This window comes from Boudabousia tangfeifanii, from assembly GCF_001856685.1.
Taxonomy (GTDB): domain Bacteria; phylum Actinomycetota; class Actinomycetes; order Actinomycetales; family Actinomycetaceae; genus Boudabousia; species Boudabousia tangfeifanii.
The window spans coordinates 808,061-828,427 of record NZ_CP017812.1; the positions used below are offsets into that span (position 1 = coordinate 808,061).

General features: G+C 46.8%; 20 protein-coding genes. 12 read left to right on the plus strand and 8 right to left on the minus strand.

What is annotated here, in order from left to right:
* Positions 1 to 111 precede the first annotated feature (111 nt).
* Both fdxA and dapC read left to right on the plus strand, forming a co-directional pair.
* Positions 112 to 459 carry a ferredoxin gene (gene fdxA, locus BK816_RS03230; protein WP_071163890.1) on the plus strand — a complete coding sequence of 116 codons (348 nt, stop codon included), beginning with the start codon at positions 112 to 114 and terminating at the stop codon, positions 457 to 459.
* An 8-nt stretch (positions 460 to 467) separates the two neighbouring features.
* On the plus strand, positions 468 to 1,598 hold the full coding sequence (gene dapC / locus BK816_RS03235) for a succinyldiaminopimelate transaminase (RefSeq protein ID WP_236842352.1): 1,131 nt from the start codon (positions 468 to 470) through the stop codon (positions 1,596 to 1,598).
* Between the two features lie 56 nt (positions 1,599 to 1,654).
* On the opposite strand, the gene dapD is transcribed toward dapC, so the two are convergent.
* The gene (gene dapD, locus BK816_RS03240; RefSeq protein ID WP_071163892.1) at positions 1,655 to 2,608 is read right to left on the minus strand and encodes a 2,3,4,5-tetrahydropyridine-2,6-dicarboxylate N-succinyltransferase; all 954 of its coding nucleotides are present in this window, start codon (positions 2,606 to 2,608) and stop codon (positions 1,655 to 1,657) included.
* 52 nt (positions 2,609 to 2,660) lie between these two features.
* Positions 2,661 to 3,389 (minus strand): Maf family protein, encoded by a 729-nt coding sequence (locus BK816_RS03245; RefSeq protein WP_083379039.1) that lies wholly within the window; start codon positions 3,387 to 3,389, stop codon positions 2,661 to 2,663.
* 38 nt (positions 3,390 to 3,427) lie between these two features.
* On the opposite strand from BK816_RS03245, the gene BK816_RS03250 reads away from it, so the two are divergent.
* The 6 genes from BK816_RS03250 (at position 3,428) to galE (ending at position 9,263) form a co-directional block, all read left to right on the plus strand.
* Complete coding sequence (locus BK816_RS03250) at positions 3,428 to 4,480, plus strand: adenylate/guanylate cyclase domain-containing protein (protein WP_071163893.1); 1,053 nt, start codon at positions 3,428 to 3,430, stop codon at positions 4,478 to 4,480.
* 64 nt (positions 4,481 to 4,544) lie between these two features.
* On the plus strand, positions 4,545 to 5,228 hold the full coding sequence (locus BK816_RS03255; protein ID WP_071163894.1) for a response regulator transcription factor: 684 nt from the start codon (positions 4,545 to 4,547) through the stop codon (positions 5,226 to 5,228).
* A gap of 18 nt (positions 5,229 to 5,246) precedes the next feature.
* A complete protein-coding gene (locus BK816_RS03260) occupies positions 5,247 to 6,563 on the plus strand; it encodes a sensor histidine kinase (protein ID WP_071163895.1) in 1,317 nt (438 codons plus the stop codon).
* Positions 6,564 to 6,575: 12 nt separating this feature from the next.
* The gene (locus BK816_RS03265; RefSeq protein ID WP_071163896.1) at positions 6,576 to 7,718 is read left to right on the plus strand and encodes a 5-(carboxyamino)imidazole ribonucleotide synthase; all 1,143 of its coding nucleotides are present in this window, start codon (positions 6,576 to 6,578) and stop codon (positions 7,716 to 7,718) included.
* Complete coding sequence (purE, locus tag BK816_RS03270; protein ID WP_071163897.1) at positions 7,715 to 8,218, plus strand: 5-(carboxyamino)imidazole ribonucleotide mutase; 504 nt, start codon at positions 7,715 to 7,717, stop codon at positions 8,216 to 8,218. Before BK816_RS03265 ends, purE begins: the two co-directional genes overlap by 4 nt.
* A gap of 55 nt (positions 8,219 to 8,273) precedes the next feature.
* Entirely contained in the window at positions 8,274 to 9,263 is a 990-nt protein-coding gene (galE, locus tag BK816_RS03275) for a UDP-glucose 4-epimerase GalE (RefSeq protein WP_071163898.1), read from the plus strand.
* Between the two features lie 240 nt (positions 9,264 to 9,503).
* Here the strand turns inward: galE and BK816_RS09640 are convergent, their stop codons facing one another.
* From BK816_RS09640 to BK816_RS03295, 4 genes are read right to left on the minus strand one after another with little or no spacing between them, the layout of a single operon-like run.
* On the minus strand, positions 9,504 to 10,910 hold the full coding sequence (locus BK816_RS09640; protein ID WP_083379042.1) for an LCP family protein: 1,407 nt from the start codon (positions 10,908 to 10,910) through the stop codon (positions 9,504 to 9,506).
* A 2-nt stretch (positions 10,911 to 10,912) separates the two neighbouring features.
* Positions 10,913 to 12,109 (minus strand): LCP family protein, encoded by a 1,197-nt coding sequence (locus tag BK816_RS03285; RefSeq protein ID WP_071163899.1) that lies wholly within the window; start codon positions 12,107 to 12,109, stop codon positions 10,913 to 10,915.
* 52 nt (positions 12,110 to 12,161) lie between these two features.
* Complete coding sequence (locus BK816_RS03290) at positions 12,162 to 12,566, minus strand: DUF2304 domain-containing protein (RefSeq protein ID WP_170299655.1); 405 nt, start codon at positions 12,564 to 12,566, stop codon at positions 12,162 to 12,164.
* Positions 12,567 to 12,588: 22 nt separating this feature from the next.
* Positions 12,589 to 13,266, minus strand: coding sequence for a glycosyltransferase family 2 protein (locus BK816_RS03295; RefSeq protein WP_071163901.1), 678 nt, complete (start codon positions 13,264 to 13,266; stop codon positions 12,589 to 12,591).
* 194 nt (positions 13,267 to 13,460) lie between these two features.
* On the opposite strand from BK816_RS03295, the gene BK816_RS03300 reads away from it, so the two are divergent.
* Genes BK816_RS03300 through BK816_RS03310 form a run of 3 tightly spaced genes read left to right on the plus strand, consistent with a single transcriptional unit; the run spans position 13,461 to position 16,160 of the window.
* Positions 13,461 to 14,063, plus strand: a complete 603-nt coding sequence (locus tag BK816_RS03300) for an acyltransferase (RefSeq protein WP_071163902.1) — start codon at positions 13,461 to 13,463, stop codon at positions 14,061 to 14,063.
* Positions 14,063 to 15,166 (plus strand): DegT/DnrJ/EryC1/StrS family aminotransferase, encoded by a 1,104-nt coding sequence (locus BK816_RS03305; RefSeq protein WP_071163903.1) that lies wholly within the window; start codon positions 14,063 to 14,065, stop codon positions 15,164 to 15,166. The genes BK816_RS03300 and BK816_RS03305 overlap by 1 nt, the downstream gene beginning before the upstream one ends.
* Before the next feature lie 4 nt (positions 15,167 to 15,170).
* Positions 15,171 to 16,160, plus strand: a complete 990-nt coding sequence (locus BK816_RS03310) for a Gfo/Idh/MocA family protein (protein ID WP_071163904.1) — start codon at positions 15,171 to 15,173, stop codon at positions 16,158 to 16,160.
* Positions 16,161 to 16,256: 96 nt separating this feature from the next.
* Here BK816_RS03310 and BK816_RS09300 read toward each other — a convergent pair whose 3' ends face one another.
* Both BK816_RS09300 and BK816_RS03320 read right to left on the minus strand, forming a co-directional pair.
* On the minus strand, positions 16,257 to 17,225 hold the full coding sequence (locus tag BK816_RS09300; protein WP_156981981.1) for a glycosyltransferase family protein: 969 nt from the start codon (positions 17,223 to 17,225) through the stop codon (positions 16,257 to 16,259).
* A 36-nt stretch (positions 17,226 to 17,261) separates the two neighbouring features.
* On the minus strand, positions 17,262 to 18,836 hold the full coding sequence (locus tag BK816_RS03320; protein ID WP_071163906.1) for an asparagine synthase-related protein: 1,575 nt from the start codon (positions 18,834 to 18,836) through the stop codon (positions 17,262 to 17,264).
* Positions 18,837 to 19,092: 256 nt separating this feature from the next.
* Between BK816_RS03320 and BK816_RS03325 the strand changes: the two genes are divergently transcribed.
* Positions 19,093 to 20,361 carry a glycosyltransferase gene (locus tag BK816_RS03325; RefSeq protein ID WP_170299656.1) on the plus strand — a complete coding sequence of 423 codons (1,269 nt, stop codon included), beginning with the start codon at positions 19,093 to 19,095 and terminating at the stop codon, positions 20,359 to 20,361.
* Positions 20,362 to 20,367: the final 6 nt, after the last annotated feature.

Below are 20,367 nucleotides of genomic sequence, written 5' to 3' on the forward strand. Positions count from 1 at the left end.
ATTGTTTAGTTTTTCCTTGAGTTTTGGCTAAATCTGATAACTCACAGTGAAAAAGGTATTTTTTGTGTGGCATGACTTGTATGATGTTCACAGAAAACTTATGGAGGAATCATGACCTATGTAATCGCACAACCCTGTGTTGATGTTAAAGACCGTGCTTGTGTCGCAGAGTGCCCCGTGGACTGTATTTATGAAGGGGAACGTACCCTTTATATTCATCCAGATGAGTGTGTAGACTGCGGCGCCTGCGAACCTGTTTGCCCCACGGAAGCTATTTATTATGAGGATGATCTTCCTGAGCAGTGGAGCGATTACTATCGGGCAAATGTTGATTTCTTTAAGGACCTAGGCTCTCCTGGCGGCGCCTTCAATACGGGTGTGTTAGATTTTGACGATCCCATGATCGCAGCCTTGCCGCCGCAGAATGAGGAGTATCGAGCAGAGCATGGTTTGGAATAGGAATTGCCTTGAATCTAGATACTTTTAAACTTCCTAGTTTTCCATGGGATTCCCTAACTCCTTACAAGGAATTAGCCGCGAAGCATCCTCAGGGATTAGTTAATCTTTCAGTAGGCTCGCCGGTCGACGATACTCCAAAGTCGGTTCAGCAAGCTTTGATTGGGGCGGCAAATTCGCCGAGCTATCCTACAGTGGTGGGTACCAGCCAGCTACAAAATGCGATTCGTAAGCACTTGGGTAGCCGTGGACTCAAATTTGCCGAGGGCGATTTGGTGTTGCCGACCATCGGTTCTAAGGAAGCCGTTGCTTTATTGCCTTGGCAACTTGGGGTCGAACCTGGGGATACAGTTTTAATTCCTAACTGTGCTTATCCTACCTATGAGATTTCAGCTCTCTTAGCTCACGCTAGGGTGGTGCCGGTTGATCCTGATCCGGCAACTTGGCCTGATGCCGATTTTGTTTGGATCAATTATCCGGCTAACCCTCATGGTGAAGTGGCAAGCGTAGCTAGACTACGTGAGATTGTCTCTTGGGCCCGGGAGCATGATGCGGTAGTTGCCAGCGATGAGTGCTACGCTCAGTTGAACTGGGCAGGGGAAGAAAGCACGCCTTCGCTTTTGTCCGAGGAAGTAATTGCTGGCGATAACCACAATCTATTGGTGCTTTACTCCTTGTCAAAGCAATCAAACTTTGCAGGTTACCGGGGAGCATTTGTGGCTGGTGATCAGAGGCTGATTCGCGCGCTGATTGAGTTGCGAAAGCATAGTGGTTTTATCGTGCCTGCTCCAGTCCAAGCGGCAATGGTAGAGGCGCTTGAGGATGAAAAGTCTATGCTTGCTCAGAAGGAAAAGTACCGGAGTCGGCGTGAAGCTTTGATTTCGGCAGTTGAGGCTGCTGGTTTAGAAAATGATCCAAATGCTACGGCCGGTCTTTATCTTTGGCTACGCACACCTGCTAACGCGCAGAAGACTTTGACTAGCTGGGAATTAGTGGGGGCTTTGGCCGAACGAGGAATCTTGGTCGCTCCAGCTGATTTCTACCAAGCTAATCCTAGTGGACATGTTCGAATGGCCTTGACTGCTTGTGATGAACAAATTGCTCAGGCTTGTGAAAGGCTGAAGGCCTCACCCATCATTTGAGTTTAGATATGCTCTGGGGGGCTCTAGCAGATAGCTAGAGCCCCCCCAAAATTATTTCAGTTTGCGTGGAGAGCGGCATTTAGCTCAATGCCGACACCGTTGCGTGGACGGGCTTCTACGCGACCGGTCTTTGAGTTTCGCCAGAATAGAAGGTTCGACTGGCCTGACAGGTCACGAGCGGAGACGACGATTTCTTCGTCCTCGGTAACTACTGTTACTTTAGTGCCTGCCGTTAGGTAAAGTCCGGCTTCAACTACGCAGTCATCACCGAGGGCGATTCCGAGGCCGGCTTCGGCACCTAGCAAGCAACGTTTGCCGAGGGCGACGCGCTTTTTACCGCCGCCTGAAAGGGTGCCCATCATGGAAGCGCCACCGCCAATGTCGCTGCCATCTCCAATTACAACGCCTTGTGCAATGCGGCCTTCCACCATTGAGGTTCCGAGGGTGCCAGCGTTAAAGTTGACGAATCCTGCTGGCATGACGGTAGTGCCAGGGGAGAGGTAGGCGCCCAAGCGAACTCGTCGTGCATCAGCGATGCGGACACCTTCAGGCTGGACATAATCAGTAAGCGAGGGGAACTTATCAACCGTGTAGACGTGAGGGAACTTGCCATTCTTGAGGCGAAGTAGCCAACGTACTTCCTCAAATGTTTCTGCGTCGCATGGCCCTGCATCGGTCCAGACAACGTTGACGAGAGCACCGAATAGTCCTTCTAAGTTGATGGTATTGGGCTGGCGTAGACGATGTGAGAGAACCTGAAGACGTAAATAGGCATCCGCCGTATCTGTTACTGCTTCAGCTAGATTGCTAACTGTGAATACAACTTCGGTACGTACATGGCGGGCATCGTCTTCGTTCGTAGCGGTTGCGAGCTTGTCGGCCAACTCTTGATCTGGGTTGGTTTGAGGAGCTTCGTTGGCAAGTTTAGGTTCTGGATACCAGACTTCTAGTACTTTACCTTCGTAAGTGACAGAAGCTAGCCCAGTGGCATATGCATATTGTTGTTCCATAGTGATATATTAACAGGCTTTTACGGGTTTAAGGGGGAGAGCCCTTCTCTTGTTAAGAGGAAACTTCTTGGTCCCACAGTTGTGGCCAGCTGATCCCGACTGTTTTTAGCATTCCTCTTAGGGTAGTGAGGGATAGGCCGATGACATTTTGATAGTCGCCTTCGATTGCTTCGACAAACGGAGCTCCGTAACCATCGATCGTTAAGGCACCTGCCACTTTCTGTGGTTCCCCAGTTTGTGCGTAGGCCGTTATTTCGTCTTGGGTTAATGTGGCTAGATGAATTTTTGTACTTTTGCAGGCAGAGATTATCAAACTTTCATTTTCTAGTTCTTCAAGTCGGTACTGGCAGTCAGCCAAGTTTGTGGTGGGGGCCAACTTCAATAAGCTTCGAGTTGTTGGAGGAATGATTACCGCATGGCCAGTCAGCAGCTCTCCACTTTTTCCGTTCATGTCTTGCCAGCGAGCTAGCACGTTTTCAGTGTTATGAGGTTTACCTTGAAGCAAGCCATTAATGCTTAACATTGAATCGGCGGCGATGATAATTTCTGGATTCTCGCAGGCGTTACGTTCCGCCTGGATAGCTTTACCCTTAGCCTTAGCTAGTTGAATTACCTGTTCGGCAAAGGGTTTTTCGCTTAAGGTTGTTAAAATAGCATCTTCATCGACTTTTGATACTGCTACAATCGGTGTGATTCCAGCATCTTTTAGGAGTTTCAAACGTGCTGGTGATTGTGACGCAAGAACTACTTTCAGAGTGAAATTATTATTAAAATGTGTCATGAGTCCTATTTTAGTTCTACGATGTATATGTGAGCCACATGTTAGAAGGAAGTTGCGCGCAGAATGAAAGTAAAAATCATTCTGCTTCGAGTGATGCCCTGCAGGCGTTGCGAACTCAGTTGCTTGGCGACGGTGAGTTTCTGTCGCAGTCTGAGCTGGCTGCTCGAGCCGGCACCTCGGAAGCAGACGTAGTTGACTTCTGGCGTGCTATGGGGTTTGCGGATGTCCAGCCTGACGCTAAAATTTTTACCTCAGCTGATGCTGAGGCGCTTGAGACCTGTCGAGAACTAATCGGCTCCCATATTGTCGATCATGACACCATGATTTCTCTTTTGCGTGCGTTCTCTTATACATCTGATCGGCTCGCACTCTGGCAAGTTGAAACTTTGGTAGAAGACCAAGTAAGGCGTATCGGGAAAAGCGACTTATCTGCTCGAAAAGAAGTCCTTGAACATATTAACGAGATACTTCCTGCACTCGAACGGGCTGCAAATTACGCCTTTCGTCGACACATTTATGCTCTTCTAGCTCGGATGGAACGAGATTATGTGGGGAGACGAATTAGTGAGCCTCAACCTGATCGTTACCCCTTGCGTCGCTCATTGGGATTCGTCGACATGGTGGCTTACACCTCCACCTCGGCAACTTTGAGTCCGAGTGGTCTTTCTACTTTAATCAGACGTTTTGAATATTTAGCTCGTGATGTTATTACTTCTCGAGGCGCTCGAATCGTAAAAACCATTGGCGATGCGGTGTTGTATATTGCGGATGATTTGGAAACCGCGACTGAAGTTGTTTGTGCCCTAGTTGAAGAGTTTTCAGCTGCAAAGGATCTCCTGCCGGTACGTGCGTCTTTAGTAGAGGGATATGTAGTTTCTCGTTCAGGTGATGTCTTTGGGCCACCAGTGAACCTTGCCTCTAGGTTGGTTGATGATGCACCTCAAGGGGCGGTATGTGTAGACATGAGTACTGCACAATCAATTATCGACTCTGACTGGGGAAAACGATTTTTCCTAGAAGAACTTGAAACTCAAGATATGCATGGTCTTGGGCCAGTGAGGCGTTTTATGCTCAAGCCTCGTGGTAAATAACTTAAGTAAAACTTATTGCCCGGTAAAAAATGCTTAAAGAACTTGTTTACATTATGATGTAAATGTGAATAAAGTACTATTGGTTGAAGACGATGTAGCGATCCGTGAACCTCTTGCTCGTGCTCTAGGGCGTGAGGGATATCAAGTGGTGGTTCATGAAACCGGTATGGGTGCGCTTGAAGACGTTAACGATTGTGATCTCGTGGTCTTAGACTTAGGCCTACCGGATATGGAAGGGCTCGATGTTGCTCGTCAAATCCGCGCCCGAGGATTAACACTTCCAATTCTTATTCTGACTGCCCGTACCGAGGAAGTGGACATGGTTGTCGGGTTGGACGCAGGTGCCGACGATTACGTGACAAAACCCTTCCGGCTGGCTGAGTTAATGGCTCGTGTGAGGGCACTGTTCCGTCGCGCAGCTAAGACTGAAGAAGCTACTGGAGACTTGCATGCCCAAGACATTCATATTGATCTCGCCGCCCACCGGGCGTATCGAGGGAATGAGGAGCTTCACCTCACCGCCAAAGAATTCGATCTTTTGGCTGTGTTGGTCGCTGAAGCTGGCAACGTTGTCTCTCGTGATGTTCTAATGAAACGAGTTTGGTCCACCGATCCTCAGAGCAGTTCCAAGACGCTTGACATGCACATTTCATGGTTGCGCCGCAAGCTTGACGACGAGGCCTCTCATCCAAAGTATATTTCCACGGTTAGAGGGATGGGTTTCCGGTTTGAACCTGGCTTAAGCTAACAATACTCAGGACATTTAGTGTTACAACGACTTTTACGGATGACGGTAACAGCATTGCTGGTTGCCGTCATCCTTTTTGCCCTCCCAGCAGCTATTGTTGGCTCGACTATGGTTTGGCGAATGGATAAAGAAGCATTCGAGATGCGTATCGCTTCTATCGCCAAGGTAGTCGAAGGATACTCAGCGAAGTCATTTTTCCGTGACGAGGTACTTTTAGAACATTGGCGGATTGATGGTAACCAGCCGCTTTCTCACCTCGAATGGAAAAAGTTTACTGGCGAAGACATCGAAGCAGGTGAAAAACAAAGCTGGCCCACGATGGAGTACTCGGTCGAGTTAACTAATGGCGATGAAATTATTGCCCAAAGGGATGCTAGCGATACCGTAGAACATATTTTTTATTTGAACCTGATTATCGCCGGCGGGGTAGTGGTCGTTTTGGCAGTTGGGTATCTTATTTCCAGACGAGGTGCTCGCAGGCTTTCTGCCCCACTTATTTTCTTGGCAGCACAAGCTGAACAAATTGGATCCGGACAGGCCAGAGGAACATTGCCAAAATCAGGCATTGAAGAAATTGACTTAGTCCAGGAAGAGCTCGCTCGGACAGCAGAGCGAATGGCTGCAAGAATTGCACAAGAAAGACAGTTTTCACGTGATGTCTCACATCAGATTCGAACTCCTTTGACCGCCCTCGGTCTAAGACTTGAAGAAATTGAGTACATAACTGATCAGGACGAAGTTAGAGAAGAAGCTCGTGCCTCCATCGCCCAAGTAGAGAGACTAACCGAAGTTGTTCAGGTGCTATTGTCTAAAGCCTCTAACCGTCGAGCAGGTAGTGCGCAGTCACTGTCAGTTCTAGAGATTTTTGCTCCGATGCGGGAAGAATGGGAAGAATCATTTAGCCGAGTAAATCGAGAACTGATAATTCAAGATGATTCGACGGGGAATGTCATGGTTACTCCGGCGGTATTATCGCAAGTCTTAGCCACACTCCTAGAGAACTCTTTGAAATATGGGGCAGGAACTACCACTGTGGTAGCTGCCGGTGGCAGTCAGATAGGCTCCAGTTTCCATATCGACGTTATGGACGAGGGGCCAGGAGTCGACGATGAAATAGCTGAAAAAATATTCGAAAAGGGATTTTCTGGAAAAGGATCCTCTGGTCTCGGTTTGGGGATTGCAAAAGATCTACTTGCTTCTGACGGTGGTAGTATCCAACTGTATCGTCGTCGTCCACCTTGCTTTAGAATTTCCCTGTTGGCTGCACCTACGTCAAATATCAAGGAATCTGAAGCTTTCGTGGCAGCAGGCAGAAGACATTCACATCTAAATTAAGAAGGATTGCATATGGCTTTCTATAAAGTTGCAGTGATCGGTGCTGGACAACTCGCTCGTATGATGACTCCAGCAGCAGAAGCACTCGATATTGAGCTTAGAGTTTTGGCCCAAAGTCAAGGTGAGTGTGCTACCAAAGTCATATGTAATACCGCCATTGGGTCGCCTAAAAGTGTGTCTGAAGTGGCGCAAATCTGCGATGGAGCCGATGTTCTAACTTTCGAACATGAGCATATCGGCTCTGATGTGCTTTCTCATTTTGGTAAGAAAATGTCGGTGCAACCTTCCGCAAGTGCTCTACTTTATGCCCAAGACAAATTGGCGTTGCGTCGTAAGTTAACTGAACTTGGACTTCCACAGCCAGCTTGGAAAGCATGCCACAATAACGAGGACGTGGCCCAGTTCCTTAGCGACCATGGTCCTGAAATCGTAATTAAAACGCCAACCGGTGGTTACGATGGAAAAGGTGTCAAGGTGATCCGCGCTGCTGAGGAAATTGCGGATTGGTGGCAAGATCGTGAAGTACTATTAGCAGAAGAAAAAGTTCCGTTTACGATGGAAGTTGCCGCTCTCTTGGCTCGTCGCCCTAGTGGTGCAAGTGAGTCGTGGCCACTCGTGCAAACCATCCAAGCAAACGGAGTATGTCATACCGTAATAGCTCCTGCCCCAAGAATTACCGAAGCCGTTCAAGAGGAAGCAAAAAAGGTTTCCCAAACCATCGCTAAGGAACTTGGAGTAACGGGGGTACTAGCAGTTGAAATGTTCGTATCTGAGGAAAACGGCAAGCAACGTGTACTTGTTAATGAACTGGCTATGAGGCCTCATAATAGCGGTCACTGGACTATGGACGGAGCCAATATCAGCCAATTCGAGCAACACTTGCGCGCGGTTCTGGATCTTCCTTTACAACCAGTGAAAACATTGGCACCTTTTACCGTGATGGTAAATATTTTGGGGACCGAGGACGGGCAAGAGCCAGCTTCTCGACTAGCGGCTGTCGCCAGTAAATGTCCAAATGCAAAAGTGCATCTATACGGTAAAGACGTAAAGCCAGGGCGAAAACTAGGACATGTCAATGTCATTGGTAATGATCTAAAAATGATTAAAGCAGAAGCGGAAGAGGCCGTTGAAATTCTAAGAGGAGAAAAGCGATGAAAGTAGCAATTGTGATGGGCTCAGATTCTGACTGGCCAACAATGAAAGCCGCAGCAGACGTGCTGACTGAATTCGGAGTTGATTTTACTGCGCAAGTCGTTTCTGCCCATAGAATGCCTGTTGAGATGATCGAATTTGGTCAGAATGCGGCGTCTGAAGGATATCAAGTCATTATTGCAGGTGCGGGAGGCGCCGCTCATCTTCCTGGTATGCTGGCGGCAGTTACGCCCCTTCCCGTGATTGGCGTTCCGGTTCCGCTCAAACATCTAGACGGAATGGATTCATTGTTATCTATCGTGCAGATGCCCGCTGGCGTCCCGGTGGCAACTGTTTCGATTGGTGGAGCTAAAAATGCAGGGCTTTTAGCCTTGCAGATTTTAGGAGCTGGAACTACCGAAGAAGCATTAAAGATCCGAGAAAAGATGGTTGATTTCCAACAAGAGCTAAAGCAACTTGCTCAAGAAAAAGGTAAGAAGCTTCAGGCTGAACTAGGAAAATAACCTACAGAAAACCCGAAATTGTGAGTTAGCCGATACAAGGAGTAGAATACTAAACATGAGTATTTTAGTTGCTGGAGGCGCCGGATATATTGGCGCCCACGTCGTTCGTCTATTGCAAGAACGCGGAGAAAAAGTTGTTGTTGTTGATGATCTTAGCTATGGCAGCAAAGATCGTATCGGAGATGCCCATCTGGTACAGCTCGATGTCGCTAGCGCTGATGCAGTTGCAGAGCTAACCAAACAGATGAAAGAGCATGAAGTCACAGGTGTTATCCATTTTGCTGCTCGTAAGCAGGTCGGTGAATCGATGGAAAAACCCATGTGGTACTACCAGCAGAATGTTGGTGGCTTGGCCAACATGCTTCTAGCGATGGAAGAAGCCGGCGTCAAGCAGATGATTTTCTCTTCTTCCGCCGCCGTTTACGGGATGCCGCCGGTAGAGGTAGTTAGCGAAGATGTCGTTAAGCAGCCGATCAATCCCTATGGTGAAACGAAGCTGATCGGCGAATGGATGATGGCGGATTGTGAACGCGCATGGGGGCTACGTTGGGCTGGCCTACGTTATTTTAACGTCGCTGGCGCAGGCTGGGACGACCTCGGCGATCCCGCCACCTTAAACCTAATTCCAATGGTGCTAGACCGACTTGCAAAGGGTGATAGCCCCAAGATCTTCGGTACCGATTACCCCACCCCAGATGGTACCTGCATCCGTGACTACATCCACGTGCTAGATCTGGCAAAGGCTCATCTAGCCGCCCTCGATTATCTCTCCTCTGATGGCGAGATGGAACACCACGTTTTCAACGTCGGTACTGGACAGGGTAACTCGGTGAAGGAAGTTATTGACCAGATTGCTAAGACCACTGGCCTTGATTTCGAATCTGAAGTTCTTGCCCGTCGGGCAGGCGATCCGCCTCAGTTGATCGGTGATCCTTCCCGCATTGCGGTCGATCTTGGCTGGAAGGCACAGCACTATCTGCCAGAAATCATTGAATCTGCTTGGAGTGCTTGGCAAGCAGGACCACGTCGCATTGAAGGCGTCTAATTCCTCATAGATAACAGTGATTCGGGGCGGGATACTCACAGTATCCCGCCCCGAATCACTGTCTCCAAAGTAGACAGTCTAACCAAGTATCCTCGATCATCATCTTATAGTTGCGTTTGTTGGCTTCCACATCCCGTCGGTATATGAAAAGGAAATAAACATTAACGCAATCAGAGGTAGTGAAGTTAAAAGAAATATCGCCTTCAGGCCTCTAGTATTCGATGAGCGAATGAGATTATTTTATTCGTTACCTGTAAGCCGATTAAAATCTTCAGGCTTAATCTCACCCTTCATCACTCGATTGAAGAAAACCGGAGCTTCCTTGGGATCGAGTAACACTGATGAGCCATGCCCGCCACGATAGTCAAGATCCTTAATGGGTGGAATCCCGCTCAACTTATCTTTGGATGCTGAGCGATAAGACAATGCCATTTTCATCAGATCGACTAAAGAAGTATTTCGATCAACTTCAAGCGAGCCAGTGGCAGCTCGTACTAGCGCTAACTGCTTCCCTGGATTGAGAATAGTTCCTGCACTAGTCGCTTTCTGTACAATTTTAGACAGTACTTGACGCTGACGATCTTGCCTGCCAAGATCACCACGGGGATCACCATAGCGCATGCGAGAGAACGCCAAAGCAGTTTTGCCGTCAACTTGATGACAACCCTTCTGCCAAACAAGTTCAGAACGCTCGTCATTCACATCAAAATCTAAACAAAGCTCGACTCCACCAAGTGCATCTACGATTTGAGAGACCGCACCCATACGAACTAGCACAAAGTGATTTACTTGAAGCCCAGTTAAATTCTCTACCGTTTGGGTTAACAATGGAGCACCGCCAAAAGAGTAGGCAGCATTTAGTTTATTATTACCATTGTCAGGAATTTCAACGAAAGAGTCTCGTGGCAAGGAAACCACTTGGGATGTATCGTTGGCGGCTTTATGAACCAGCATCATTGAGTCTGTACGACCGCCCTCGGTCCCATCATCACTAACCCCACCTTTATCTCCACGCGCATCTGAACCTGCGATTAAGAAGGTATCCCCAGTGTCGTAATTGGTTGAAACTCCAGCATCGATTCGTTTTAAACCATTACTCGCAGTGATAAAAAGGAAGATTCCCCAAAGTACTATCAATACAATCAATAGCAGAAAGAATCCACCCAAATACCACGCGGGTTTTTTACCAGCAGATTTCTTGGGGATATTAATGCCTGCGACAGGAGTCTTCGGCTCAGGAGAAAACGTAGGTTGTTCGCTTATTTCTGGGCGAGTGGTGGTTGGTCGTTGGCTTTGATGGCTCGCAACAACTCTAGGAGCTTTGGACGCAGAAACTACCGAGGGAGAATGATAGCTCTTGGTGGACTCAACCTTGCGAGGTGCCTGACTCTGGATTGATTCTGCCTCAGCACGTCCCTCAGGTCGCTGAACAGAGGTAATCCGAGATGACGGATCAGGATTGGCCGGTACGTTTGAAGACGATGGCTTTGGGGAGTAATGCCTTTCACCATAATTCTGAGGTGTCTTGGGATCACTTGATGAGGTGAAGGGCTTTCCTTGAGCTTTGGCAGGTTTAGTAGTCTTTCCATGCGGACGAGGGCGACGCCCTGCCGGTTGGAATGATGGGATATTTTCCTGCTGCGGCATTACTACTCCTGGGTTGGGGCTAGATTATTGTCCGGAGAGGGAGAAGGCTCTGGTGATGGCTCATGGAATTCGATGGTATCTCGAACAATACCCTCGGCATCTTTTCGCTCAAATCCATCAGGTAATGGTTCATCTTTATCCAAAGCGTCCCACATCAATTCAGCTTTAGATGTTAATAATACGCGGTTGGGATCCGCGGGATCGATAGTCCAAGGTGCGGTGGCGAAAACAATATTGTGGCGATCAATTCCAGACAATGAATTTCCTAGCCCCATCAGAGTACTGACCGACCCTAGTCGACGTGACATGTTGGCATTTTTCAATGCTTCCTTAGCAAAGGATACCTGGGTCCAAAGTGCTTCATCTAAAGCCGTTGTCACGAGCCTACCAACCAACTGTTGTTGCCGACCGATACGAGAAGTGTCCGAACCATCTGAATTGGTAACATGTCGAGCACGAGCGAAGTGAGCAGCGGTTAAACCGTCCATTAGCATGCAGCCTGGACCGACATCTAGGCCAGTGTAGTGTGGATCGGCATAGTGGGCGTCGAGACACATCTCAACTCCTCCCAAGGCATCCACCATGCCACGGAAACCAGCAAAGTTGACTACGACGAAGTCGTCAATTGTAAGACCAGTGAGCTGTTGGACCGTATTGATTGTGCAAGCAGCTGCTGAGCCAATATCGCCGTGCGCTCCACCTCTAGAAAAGGCGGCATTAAACATGCCTCTAGTAGCAGGAGCAACAGTTCCATCCGAACGAGGACAGCGCGGTATGCGGACAATAGTGTCACGTGGGATGGAGATCATCTCGACTCGGCTACGATCTGCACTGACATGCATCAAGATGTTGGTGTCAGCTCTCATCCCTTCACCAGAATCACCTTCACGGATTTTGCCGTCCTCGTCAACATTATCTCGACCCATTAAGAGAATATTGATAGCTCTGCCATCGTAAGAGTCAGGCGGAAGCGGTTCATTTGTTTCCCGCGGTAACGGAGTTACTAGTTTATGAGTTTCAACTACGCTTTTTTCGATGGCAATTGAAAGATCATTAACGGTGAAGGCTGCGGCAGTACCCGAAGCTAGTAGTCCACTAACGGCTACTAAGGTAGCCAGACGAACCCACGGGAAAAGTGGGCGACGACGTGATCTATGCTTGGCGATACGTCTCGTTTTTGAGCGTGGAAGGTACTGCACAGTGTTCTACTTTAGCAAGCGAATTGAAAAATGCGGTAAATGACTCGAAAAATTATTTATCTGACTTAGGCAAACCAAATGGAGCTTCGTTGCCGGCAGGGGCGTCATCGGGAATTTCTAAAGAATTGAAAGCAACTTGGCGAGCTAGTTGGGTAAGTCGCGCTTCAGTAGCTAGAGTACGTCGGTAGCTTGTAGCTAGATTAGTAAAGAAAGCGATGACAAGGAGATATAGCACTAAATCCGTGCCACGTCCGACGCCTAGGAAGTATGCAAGATATGACAACAAACTGGGCCAAAGTACGGTGATAACAGCAAAAATCAAGAAGCTGAACAGCGCAAGACGCCTTATGGCGAGAGTTCTTTCGCCACCTTGAGAACGCAAGGTAAAATACGCGACGATTAATATGCCAATAATCAGGACGACCTTAATTGCCAGCTGATCGCCAGTGAGACTCATAGTTGATAAAGCTTGCATTGATCTACCTAATAACCAAATCGACGAGAATATTAATAGAGTTTAATAACGATTGTCCTTTGGCTCGGGAATAGTCGGTATAACGAATATGAACCGGAGCTTCAGCGTAGGGTAGCTTTGTGGCGGCTAACTGTCCCATGATTTCTGAAGCATGTGCCATTCGGTTTTGAGTTAGGTTTACTGCTTGCGCTGCGTCTCTACGAAGCAGGCGAAGACCATTGTGGGCATCAGAGAGCTTCAATCCGGTACGGTATCTAGATAAATAAGCCACCGCTTGTAAGGTAATCCGCTTTAACCACCCAGATTCAATTGGGGTGCCCATAAATCTTGAACCAAAAACGATCCCTAGATCATTTGCCTCTGCCAACGTATGCATTGCCCGTGCGTCTTCGGGTTGATGCTGGCCATCGGCGTCAAAAGTGATTAGATATTTAGCCGATGTCTGCTTAAGAACAAAATCGATACCTGTCTGCAGAGAAGCACCTTGCCCAAGATTTACCGGGTGCTTCAATACGTAGGCCCCAGCGGCTAAAGCCTGAGCTGCGGAATCGTCCTTAGAGCCATCATCAACACAAAGAATAAAAGGGAAAATTTTCTTTGCTTGTTGAATTACGTCAGCGATGACTTCGCCCTCGTTGTACAACGGGACGACAAGCCAAGTATCGGTGATCGTTTCTTTCATGGGGCTAATTGTCTCAAAAAAGTTGAGAATATTACTGATTTAAAGCTGTGACATTGCCGAATTCGTCAATGAAAAGTATTCATTGTGTGCTACGTCATTAAAAGTGGGGGAGTAGGTAGGTCAAAGAGACCTTGAAAATGTGTTCTGGCTTGCTATTATGGCTACATAAAACATCTATAGAAAGTTGATGCGTGATGCCACGGATTGTTGATAGTGCTGAGGTTTCGGATGAAGCCAAAGTCGGTGAAGGAAGCTCTATTTGGCATTTAGCGCAGGTGCGTGAAGGTGCTGTGCTAGGTGAGAACTGCATTGTTGGTCGGGGAGCCTATATTGGTTCTGGTGTTCAAGTTGGAGATAACTGTAAAATCCAAAACTATGCTTTGGTTTATGAACCTGCCGTTTTAGGACATGGGGTTTTTATTGGACCAGCTGTAGTACTGACAAATGATCACTTTCCTCGGGCAGTTAATCCTGATGGTTCTATTAAATCAGCTCATGATTGGGAACCCGTAGGTGTTGAAATTGCTGAGGGGGCGGCAATTGGAGCTCGTGCCACTTGTGTTGCGCCGGTGAAAATCGGCCGATGGGCTACAGTTGCTGCCGGCGCTGTAGTAGTTAAAGATGTTCCAGACTTTGCCTTGGTTGCTGGTGTTCCAGCGCGTCAGATTGGTTGGGTTGGAAAGTCCGGCGTTAAACTTGAACAGGTGGCGGATGAAGTTCGCGACCTGTGGCGTTGTCCGCAATCGGGTGCGCTATATGAAGTCGTTGAAAACGAACTGAAAGAGGTTGAAAACTAATGACTCGTGAACTTATCCCGGCTGCTAAGCCGATTATTGGTGATGAGGAACGTGCCGCAGTAGACGAGGTATTGCGTTCTGGAATGGTCGCACAAGGACCTCAGGTTAAGGCTTTTGAAGAAGAATTCTCGGAGCACTTTGTATCCGGTCGGGAATGCGTGGCAGTAAACTCTGGAACCTCCGGATTGCACTTGGGGCTTTTGGCCGCCGGCATTGGTGCTGGTGACGAAGTTATTGTTCCTTCTTTCACTTTCGCAGCTACTGGCAACTCGGTTGCACTAACTGGTGCGAAGCCGGTGTTTGCTGATATTGAACTTGATTACTTCTGCCTTGATCCAAAGAGCGTTGAGGCGTCGATTACCGACAAGACTAAGGCGATCATGCCGGTGCATCTATATGGTCACCCAGCTGCGATGGATCAGTTGCGAGAATTGGCTGATAAGCATGGTTTGATGTTGTTCGAAGATGCTGCACAGGCGCATGGGGCTTCGCTTCATGGCACGCCAGTAGGTGCTTTCGGTACCTTCGCAATGTTCAGTTTGTACCCAACTAAGAACATGACCAGTGGTGAAGGTGGCATGGTTTCTTGTGTTGATAGTGAGGTAGCTCGTCGAGTTCGTTTGCTTCGTAATCAGGGTATGGAACGTCAGTACGCAAATGAGCTTGTTGGTCTTAACAACCGTATGACTGATATTCACGCGGCAATTGGTCGTGTACAGCTGACTAAGGTTGATGCATGGACAAAGCAGCGTCAGGAAAATGCTGCATTCCTAAATGCCAACCTAGAAGGTGTTATCACTCCTAAGGTGGCAGAGGGCGCTACTCACGTTTACCACCAGTACACTATTCGCGTTGAAGCTGGTGACCGTGACGAGTTTGTCCGTCGTTTGCGCGAAGAATACCAGGTCGGTTCCGGTGTTTACTACCCAATTCCAAACCACCGTCTAGAGTCTTTGGCTCCTTATGCCCCAGGATTAGACCTACCAGTAACCGAAGAAGCTGCTAAGACTGTGATTTCGTTGCCAGTGCATCCTTCATTGTCCCAAGCTGATCTTGAGCGTATCGTTGAAGGGGTAAACGCCCTCGCTAAGGCAGGTGCATGATCACATGGCTAACTTACGAGTTGGTTTGATTGGCCTAGGTTCGATGGGCCGTCATCACGCTAGAGTTATCCGTGAGACTGAAGGGATGGATCTGGTCGCAGTTGCTGATCCAGCTGGTGATAAGTTCGGAGTTGCCGGAGAGCTAGAAGTTCTTCCAGATGTCCAAGCATTGATTAAAGCTGGTTTGGATGCTGCTATGGTGGCCGTTCCTACTATTTACCATGAAGAAACCGCTTTAGCTCTTGCTGAAGCTGGCGTGCATACCATGGTGGAGAAGCCGATTGCCGCTGATGTTGAAAGTGGCGAGCGAGTAGCTCAAGCTTTTGAAAAGGCTGGGCTAGTTGGTGCCGTTGGTTATGTCGAACGTTGCAATCCTGCTCTTTTGGAGATGCGTAAGCGAATTGCAGCCGGTGAACTTGGCAAGGTTTATCAGATCGCCACTCGTCGTCAGTCTCCTTTCCCTGCACGTATTTCTGATGTCGGCGTAGTGAAAGACTTAGCTACCCATGATGTTGATCTTTGTGCCTGGGTTGCCGGTTCTGACTACGCAGCAGTGAGCGCTCAAACTGCATTCCGTTCTGGACGTGAGCATGAAGACATGGTGACAGTATCCGGCCGGATGAAGAATGGAGTGCTCGTTTCTAACTTAGTTAACTGGCTAACTCCATTTAAAGATCGGACAACTATTGTCACTGGTGAAGCAGGTGCATTCGTGGCAGATACCGCAATGGGAGATCTAACTTTCTACCGGAATGGTTCAATCCCTTGTGAATGGAGTCAGATTGCTGCTTTCCGGGGCGTTAGCGAAGGCGAAGTTACTCGTTTCGCTTTGAATAAACGCGAACCGCTGAAGGTGGAACAGGAAAACTTCCGTGACGCGATTTTGGGCGTACGACAAGACCATGTTTCCATGACCGAAGGCGTGCAAACGCTAAAGGTAGTCGAAGCGATTCTAAAATCTGCTGAAGATGGGGGCAACCTAGTCAGCCTCTAACGACTAAACATAAGGTTTTTCTGGTGAGAATGACTTAGTCATTCTCACCAGAAATTTATTCCCTTAAATATTAGTTTTGGTCCTAGCCTGTTTTGGCTAATAGATAGTTCTGTAAAGGTTTTCCCATTTTTCTAGACAGTGCTTTGGACCATGATGATTCTCTACCCAAGTCAAACCACTTTCGCTATGCGATGGATCGATGCCGGTTCTCAAATCATCTAAAATTCGAATAGGAAGCTCCGCCAGGGTAGTAGCAGTCATTGGCGCATCGGTATTGGCATATCCCCTCATAAGAGGTCTTCCTGTTTGCAAAGCCATGAGATCAGCAACTCCTAGGGCAGGCAAACCAAATTGACCTACGATAATTTCTGCTGAACTCATCAGCTGAGCAAATCTACCTGGATTTGTAAGCGGCAGGAGATTAACTCCTGCAGCTTTTGCTTCAGATGCGAAGGTACCCCAATCTATTCCGACCACTTCTAGTCCTGATCTGACTAGTGCTCTTGCTGCTTCAACTAGTTCGAGCCCACCCTTACTTGCGTCCCATCGAGCGTTAAAGAAAATTCTATTGGGAATGACAGACATTCTTTTTGAAGGTGGTAACGGGGGTGGCACTGGATTTGGCAAATACAGTGCATCGGGGCAAATGCTTTTGACTTGGTCTTCAAGATCTGGAGTTGCGTAGACAACTGCGGAAGCGCTATCAACTGCTTTATCAATCACCGTACGGATAATACGATTTTGGTAGTTTATCCTGGCATCCGTTCCATGAAAATGTAGGATTGAAGGGCCTTTGAAACCGTATAGATAATAACCATTAGTTGCGTAATGAACGTGAACAATGTCTATTGCTTTTCGGCCTCTTAACCAATTCAACTCATCAATACCGCGGTGATACAAGCCTTGGGGGCTAAATACTACTGGTGGTAAATCATGGAACGCCCATGAACGTCCATCTTTTCTTGCGATCTCAGTTATTCGTTTTGGTACTTGGGCAATATTGTTCAGATGTAGAACCCTAGTGCCATTGTGGTAACGGGTGGAACCTTGCGTTAGGTGTTTCATTTTCATTCTTTAGGTAGAAGAGAATATTGGTAGCTGTTACCAGATTTTCAGATTAGGATGCCATTTATCATTGATAAACTCTTGGGTCCAGTGAAAATTCACAGGGGCACCTTGTAATACGTTAAAGAACAATCTTAACTTAGATGGATTAGTTGAGTATTGGTCGAAAGCCATTGGATGGCGATAAGCTTGTTTAGCTGAGAAGAACCGGTTCACTATGAAATTTATTTTTGTCTTTTCTCCCATCTTTTTAAGGCGTTCGCGCCAAACTGGATCTAACTTGTTAGCTGAACCTACAAACAGTTGAGAAGCAGTTCCAGTTTGTTCTGAATACATGTTTTGAATCCAAGTGCCATAAGCTTTGCGGGTGATCGTAAGATCTATTGGCCCTTGGCACCAAACATCTGTAAACTCACGATCCAACATTGGAATTGCCCAACGTAGATGGTAGTACTCATATGCCCTAACAGAGTTATTGATATATTTTGTTTGGCGTTCAGAGAAGTTAAAACCTTCGACACATCGTTGTAAAGAGCGATGTGAGCGATCATATTTTTCTTGGGATAAGAATTTTCGAGCAACGTGGTAACTATCTGCTCTGCCAGCATCAGTATCAATTTGTGCTGGCATCACAATGTGCTTATTTAACAGAATTCTCGCGAGAGTATCTGCATCTGGTCCTTGTGAATCTAAAAGCATCTCGTGATTATGGAAGTTATCGACGATGGTATGTCCGGGAAACACTACGTCACCATCAGAGATTAGATTTTTTTCTTTTAGTTCACGAATTGCGTACCAGTCCTGCACATGGGGGAGTGAGTACCCCGCAAATGAGTTGTATAAGAACTCCGCGGTGTCATTTTCTAGCCAAGCAGATTTAATACGCTGATCGTTTAGCGAAATGGATTGCCATGGCAGCTGAAGATTGTCAGCGATTTCTTTAGATACGCTTACTTCGCCGCTTCCTTCACGTCCATAAGTGAAGCAAAGAACGTTTTTGATCTTGTTTTTTGAGAGCCAAGTCGCGATTAGTCGTGAGTCAAGCCCACCTGATAACGGAACCAGTATCTTATGATCGCCAACGTGTTCAATGGCGCGTGTCATTACTGCGTTGAAGGCATCATCCAAAAGTTTAATGAAAGAGTCTTCATCGCTTGGTATCTCTGGTTCAAAAAAAGGTAGATGGATAATAGTTTCGTAGATATCGCCAGTTATGAGGTTAATCTTTACTTTTCGTCCAGGAAGTACTTGTTTAATTCCTAAGCCTGCAGTTCGATCTCCAAAGCAAAAACCAGCTAAAGCAATCTCTTCTTTGGCAACCTGGTCAACACGAGACGAGTTGAGTCGATGAATCTCGTCGAATTTGCCCGATACTATTACCCTATCTTTTGAAACTAAATAGTAAAGAGGAAAAGAACGCATTTGATCAGTAACAAGGATGACTTCATTTTCGTTTACTTGAACACCTGCATAATGCGAGCGCAGGTTCTTTAATAGTTGATCGTCGTCTAGATCAAGATCGTTCGGGAGATTAGGATCGAAGGAACGGAAATAGGTTTGTCGAGATTGATTAACTTGAGAGAAATCCCCAAGCTTGAGTATTAGTTCCATCGTGTCCTCTTCTTAAGTTCGAATGGGTATATGCTGTATTTACTCTGAGTGTTTATAGCTCATTTTAGAGTATTTAGTATCTAACTATTGTAGAGCTAAAACCTCTTAATAGTTAGGAAGCGAGAAGTAAAGTTGGTTGGGATGATAGGCTCATATCACTTTAATTGAAGAGGGAATATGAAGCGTATTTTCCAAAACAATGTCTAGTGTTAAGGTAGGATTATCACTTAACTGCAGTACGAAGAGTGAGAATAGAATGTCTTCTAAGAAAATGCTATTGGTTTTTACGGATTCGTATCCGTATGATGTTGGTGAAGAATTTTTCGAACAAGAGATCGAGTATCAGGCTAGAAACTTCGACAAAATTCTTATCGTCTCTCAACGAGTTCCAGTAGATGCAAAACAAACTCGTTCACTCCCAGATAATGCGAGCGCAAAAATACTTCCGCCGGTTTTGAATAGCGGGTGGCTCATTAGATTAATGAAGAATTTCTTCTCCATCGTCGGCACTAAGGAGCCTATCTTTAATGCCCGTAGATGGAAAAATCCAGTTAATGCTTTACAAGACCTTAAGTTTGCATCAAAGTTAATTGATATGCGTCGCGAGTTGCCGGATGTGCTACAGCCTTCAGATTTTGCCGGTTTCGAAGATATCGTTATTTATTCTTACTGGTTTTTCACTGGTGTTGGGTTAGGGGCATATCTTCGCGATACGTTACTAAAAGATAAGAATGTAACTATTGTGTCCAGAGCCCATGCGTATGATGTTGATGAAAAAGACGCACCATTTGGGTTTATTCCAGCAAGATCATACTTACTTTCCAAAGCTGACATAGTATTTCCCATTAGCAACTATGCTTCCGACTTTTTGCAAAAAGTGAAGGTTTCTCCAAAAGCGGAGATTGAAGTTGCGCGTTTAGGGGTTCCTGCTGTTAATCACAAGATAAGAGAAAATAGCCATCCTTTTACAATTGTAAGCTGTTCTCACCTAGCCCCATACAAACGAGTCGATTTACTTCTTCAAGCTGTTTCTGTTTTGCAAAGTCGTGGATATGAAGTTTTTTGGGAGCATATCGGTGAAAGTGATCCTAATCGACTCAATGCTATTAAAGCACTGGCTCGAGACACTTTAAAGGCTGATACTTATCTTTTCAGAGGGTATCTAGCTAACCAAGAGGTTAGGAATCTATACGAATCGCAACCTTATTCGATCTTTGCGAATGTTTCTGATGGCGAAGGAGTGCCAGTCTCAATTATGGAAGCATTGGCGTCGGGTCTACCTGTTTTAGCAACAGATGCAGGGGGGACCAGAGAGTTGGTACATGATGGGATTAACGGTTGGATTATTCCTGTTGATACTACTCCAGCACAGATTGCAGATAGTGTTGAAAAGATTTTAGAAATTCCTGCTTTGGAATATCAGAAGATTTCTAAGTCTGCGATTAAGACCTGGGACGAAATGGCTAACGCGGCCAAGCAATACTCACGCATGGCGATGAGGCTATCAGATCTAGCATCGAACTGAACTAGC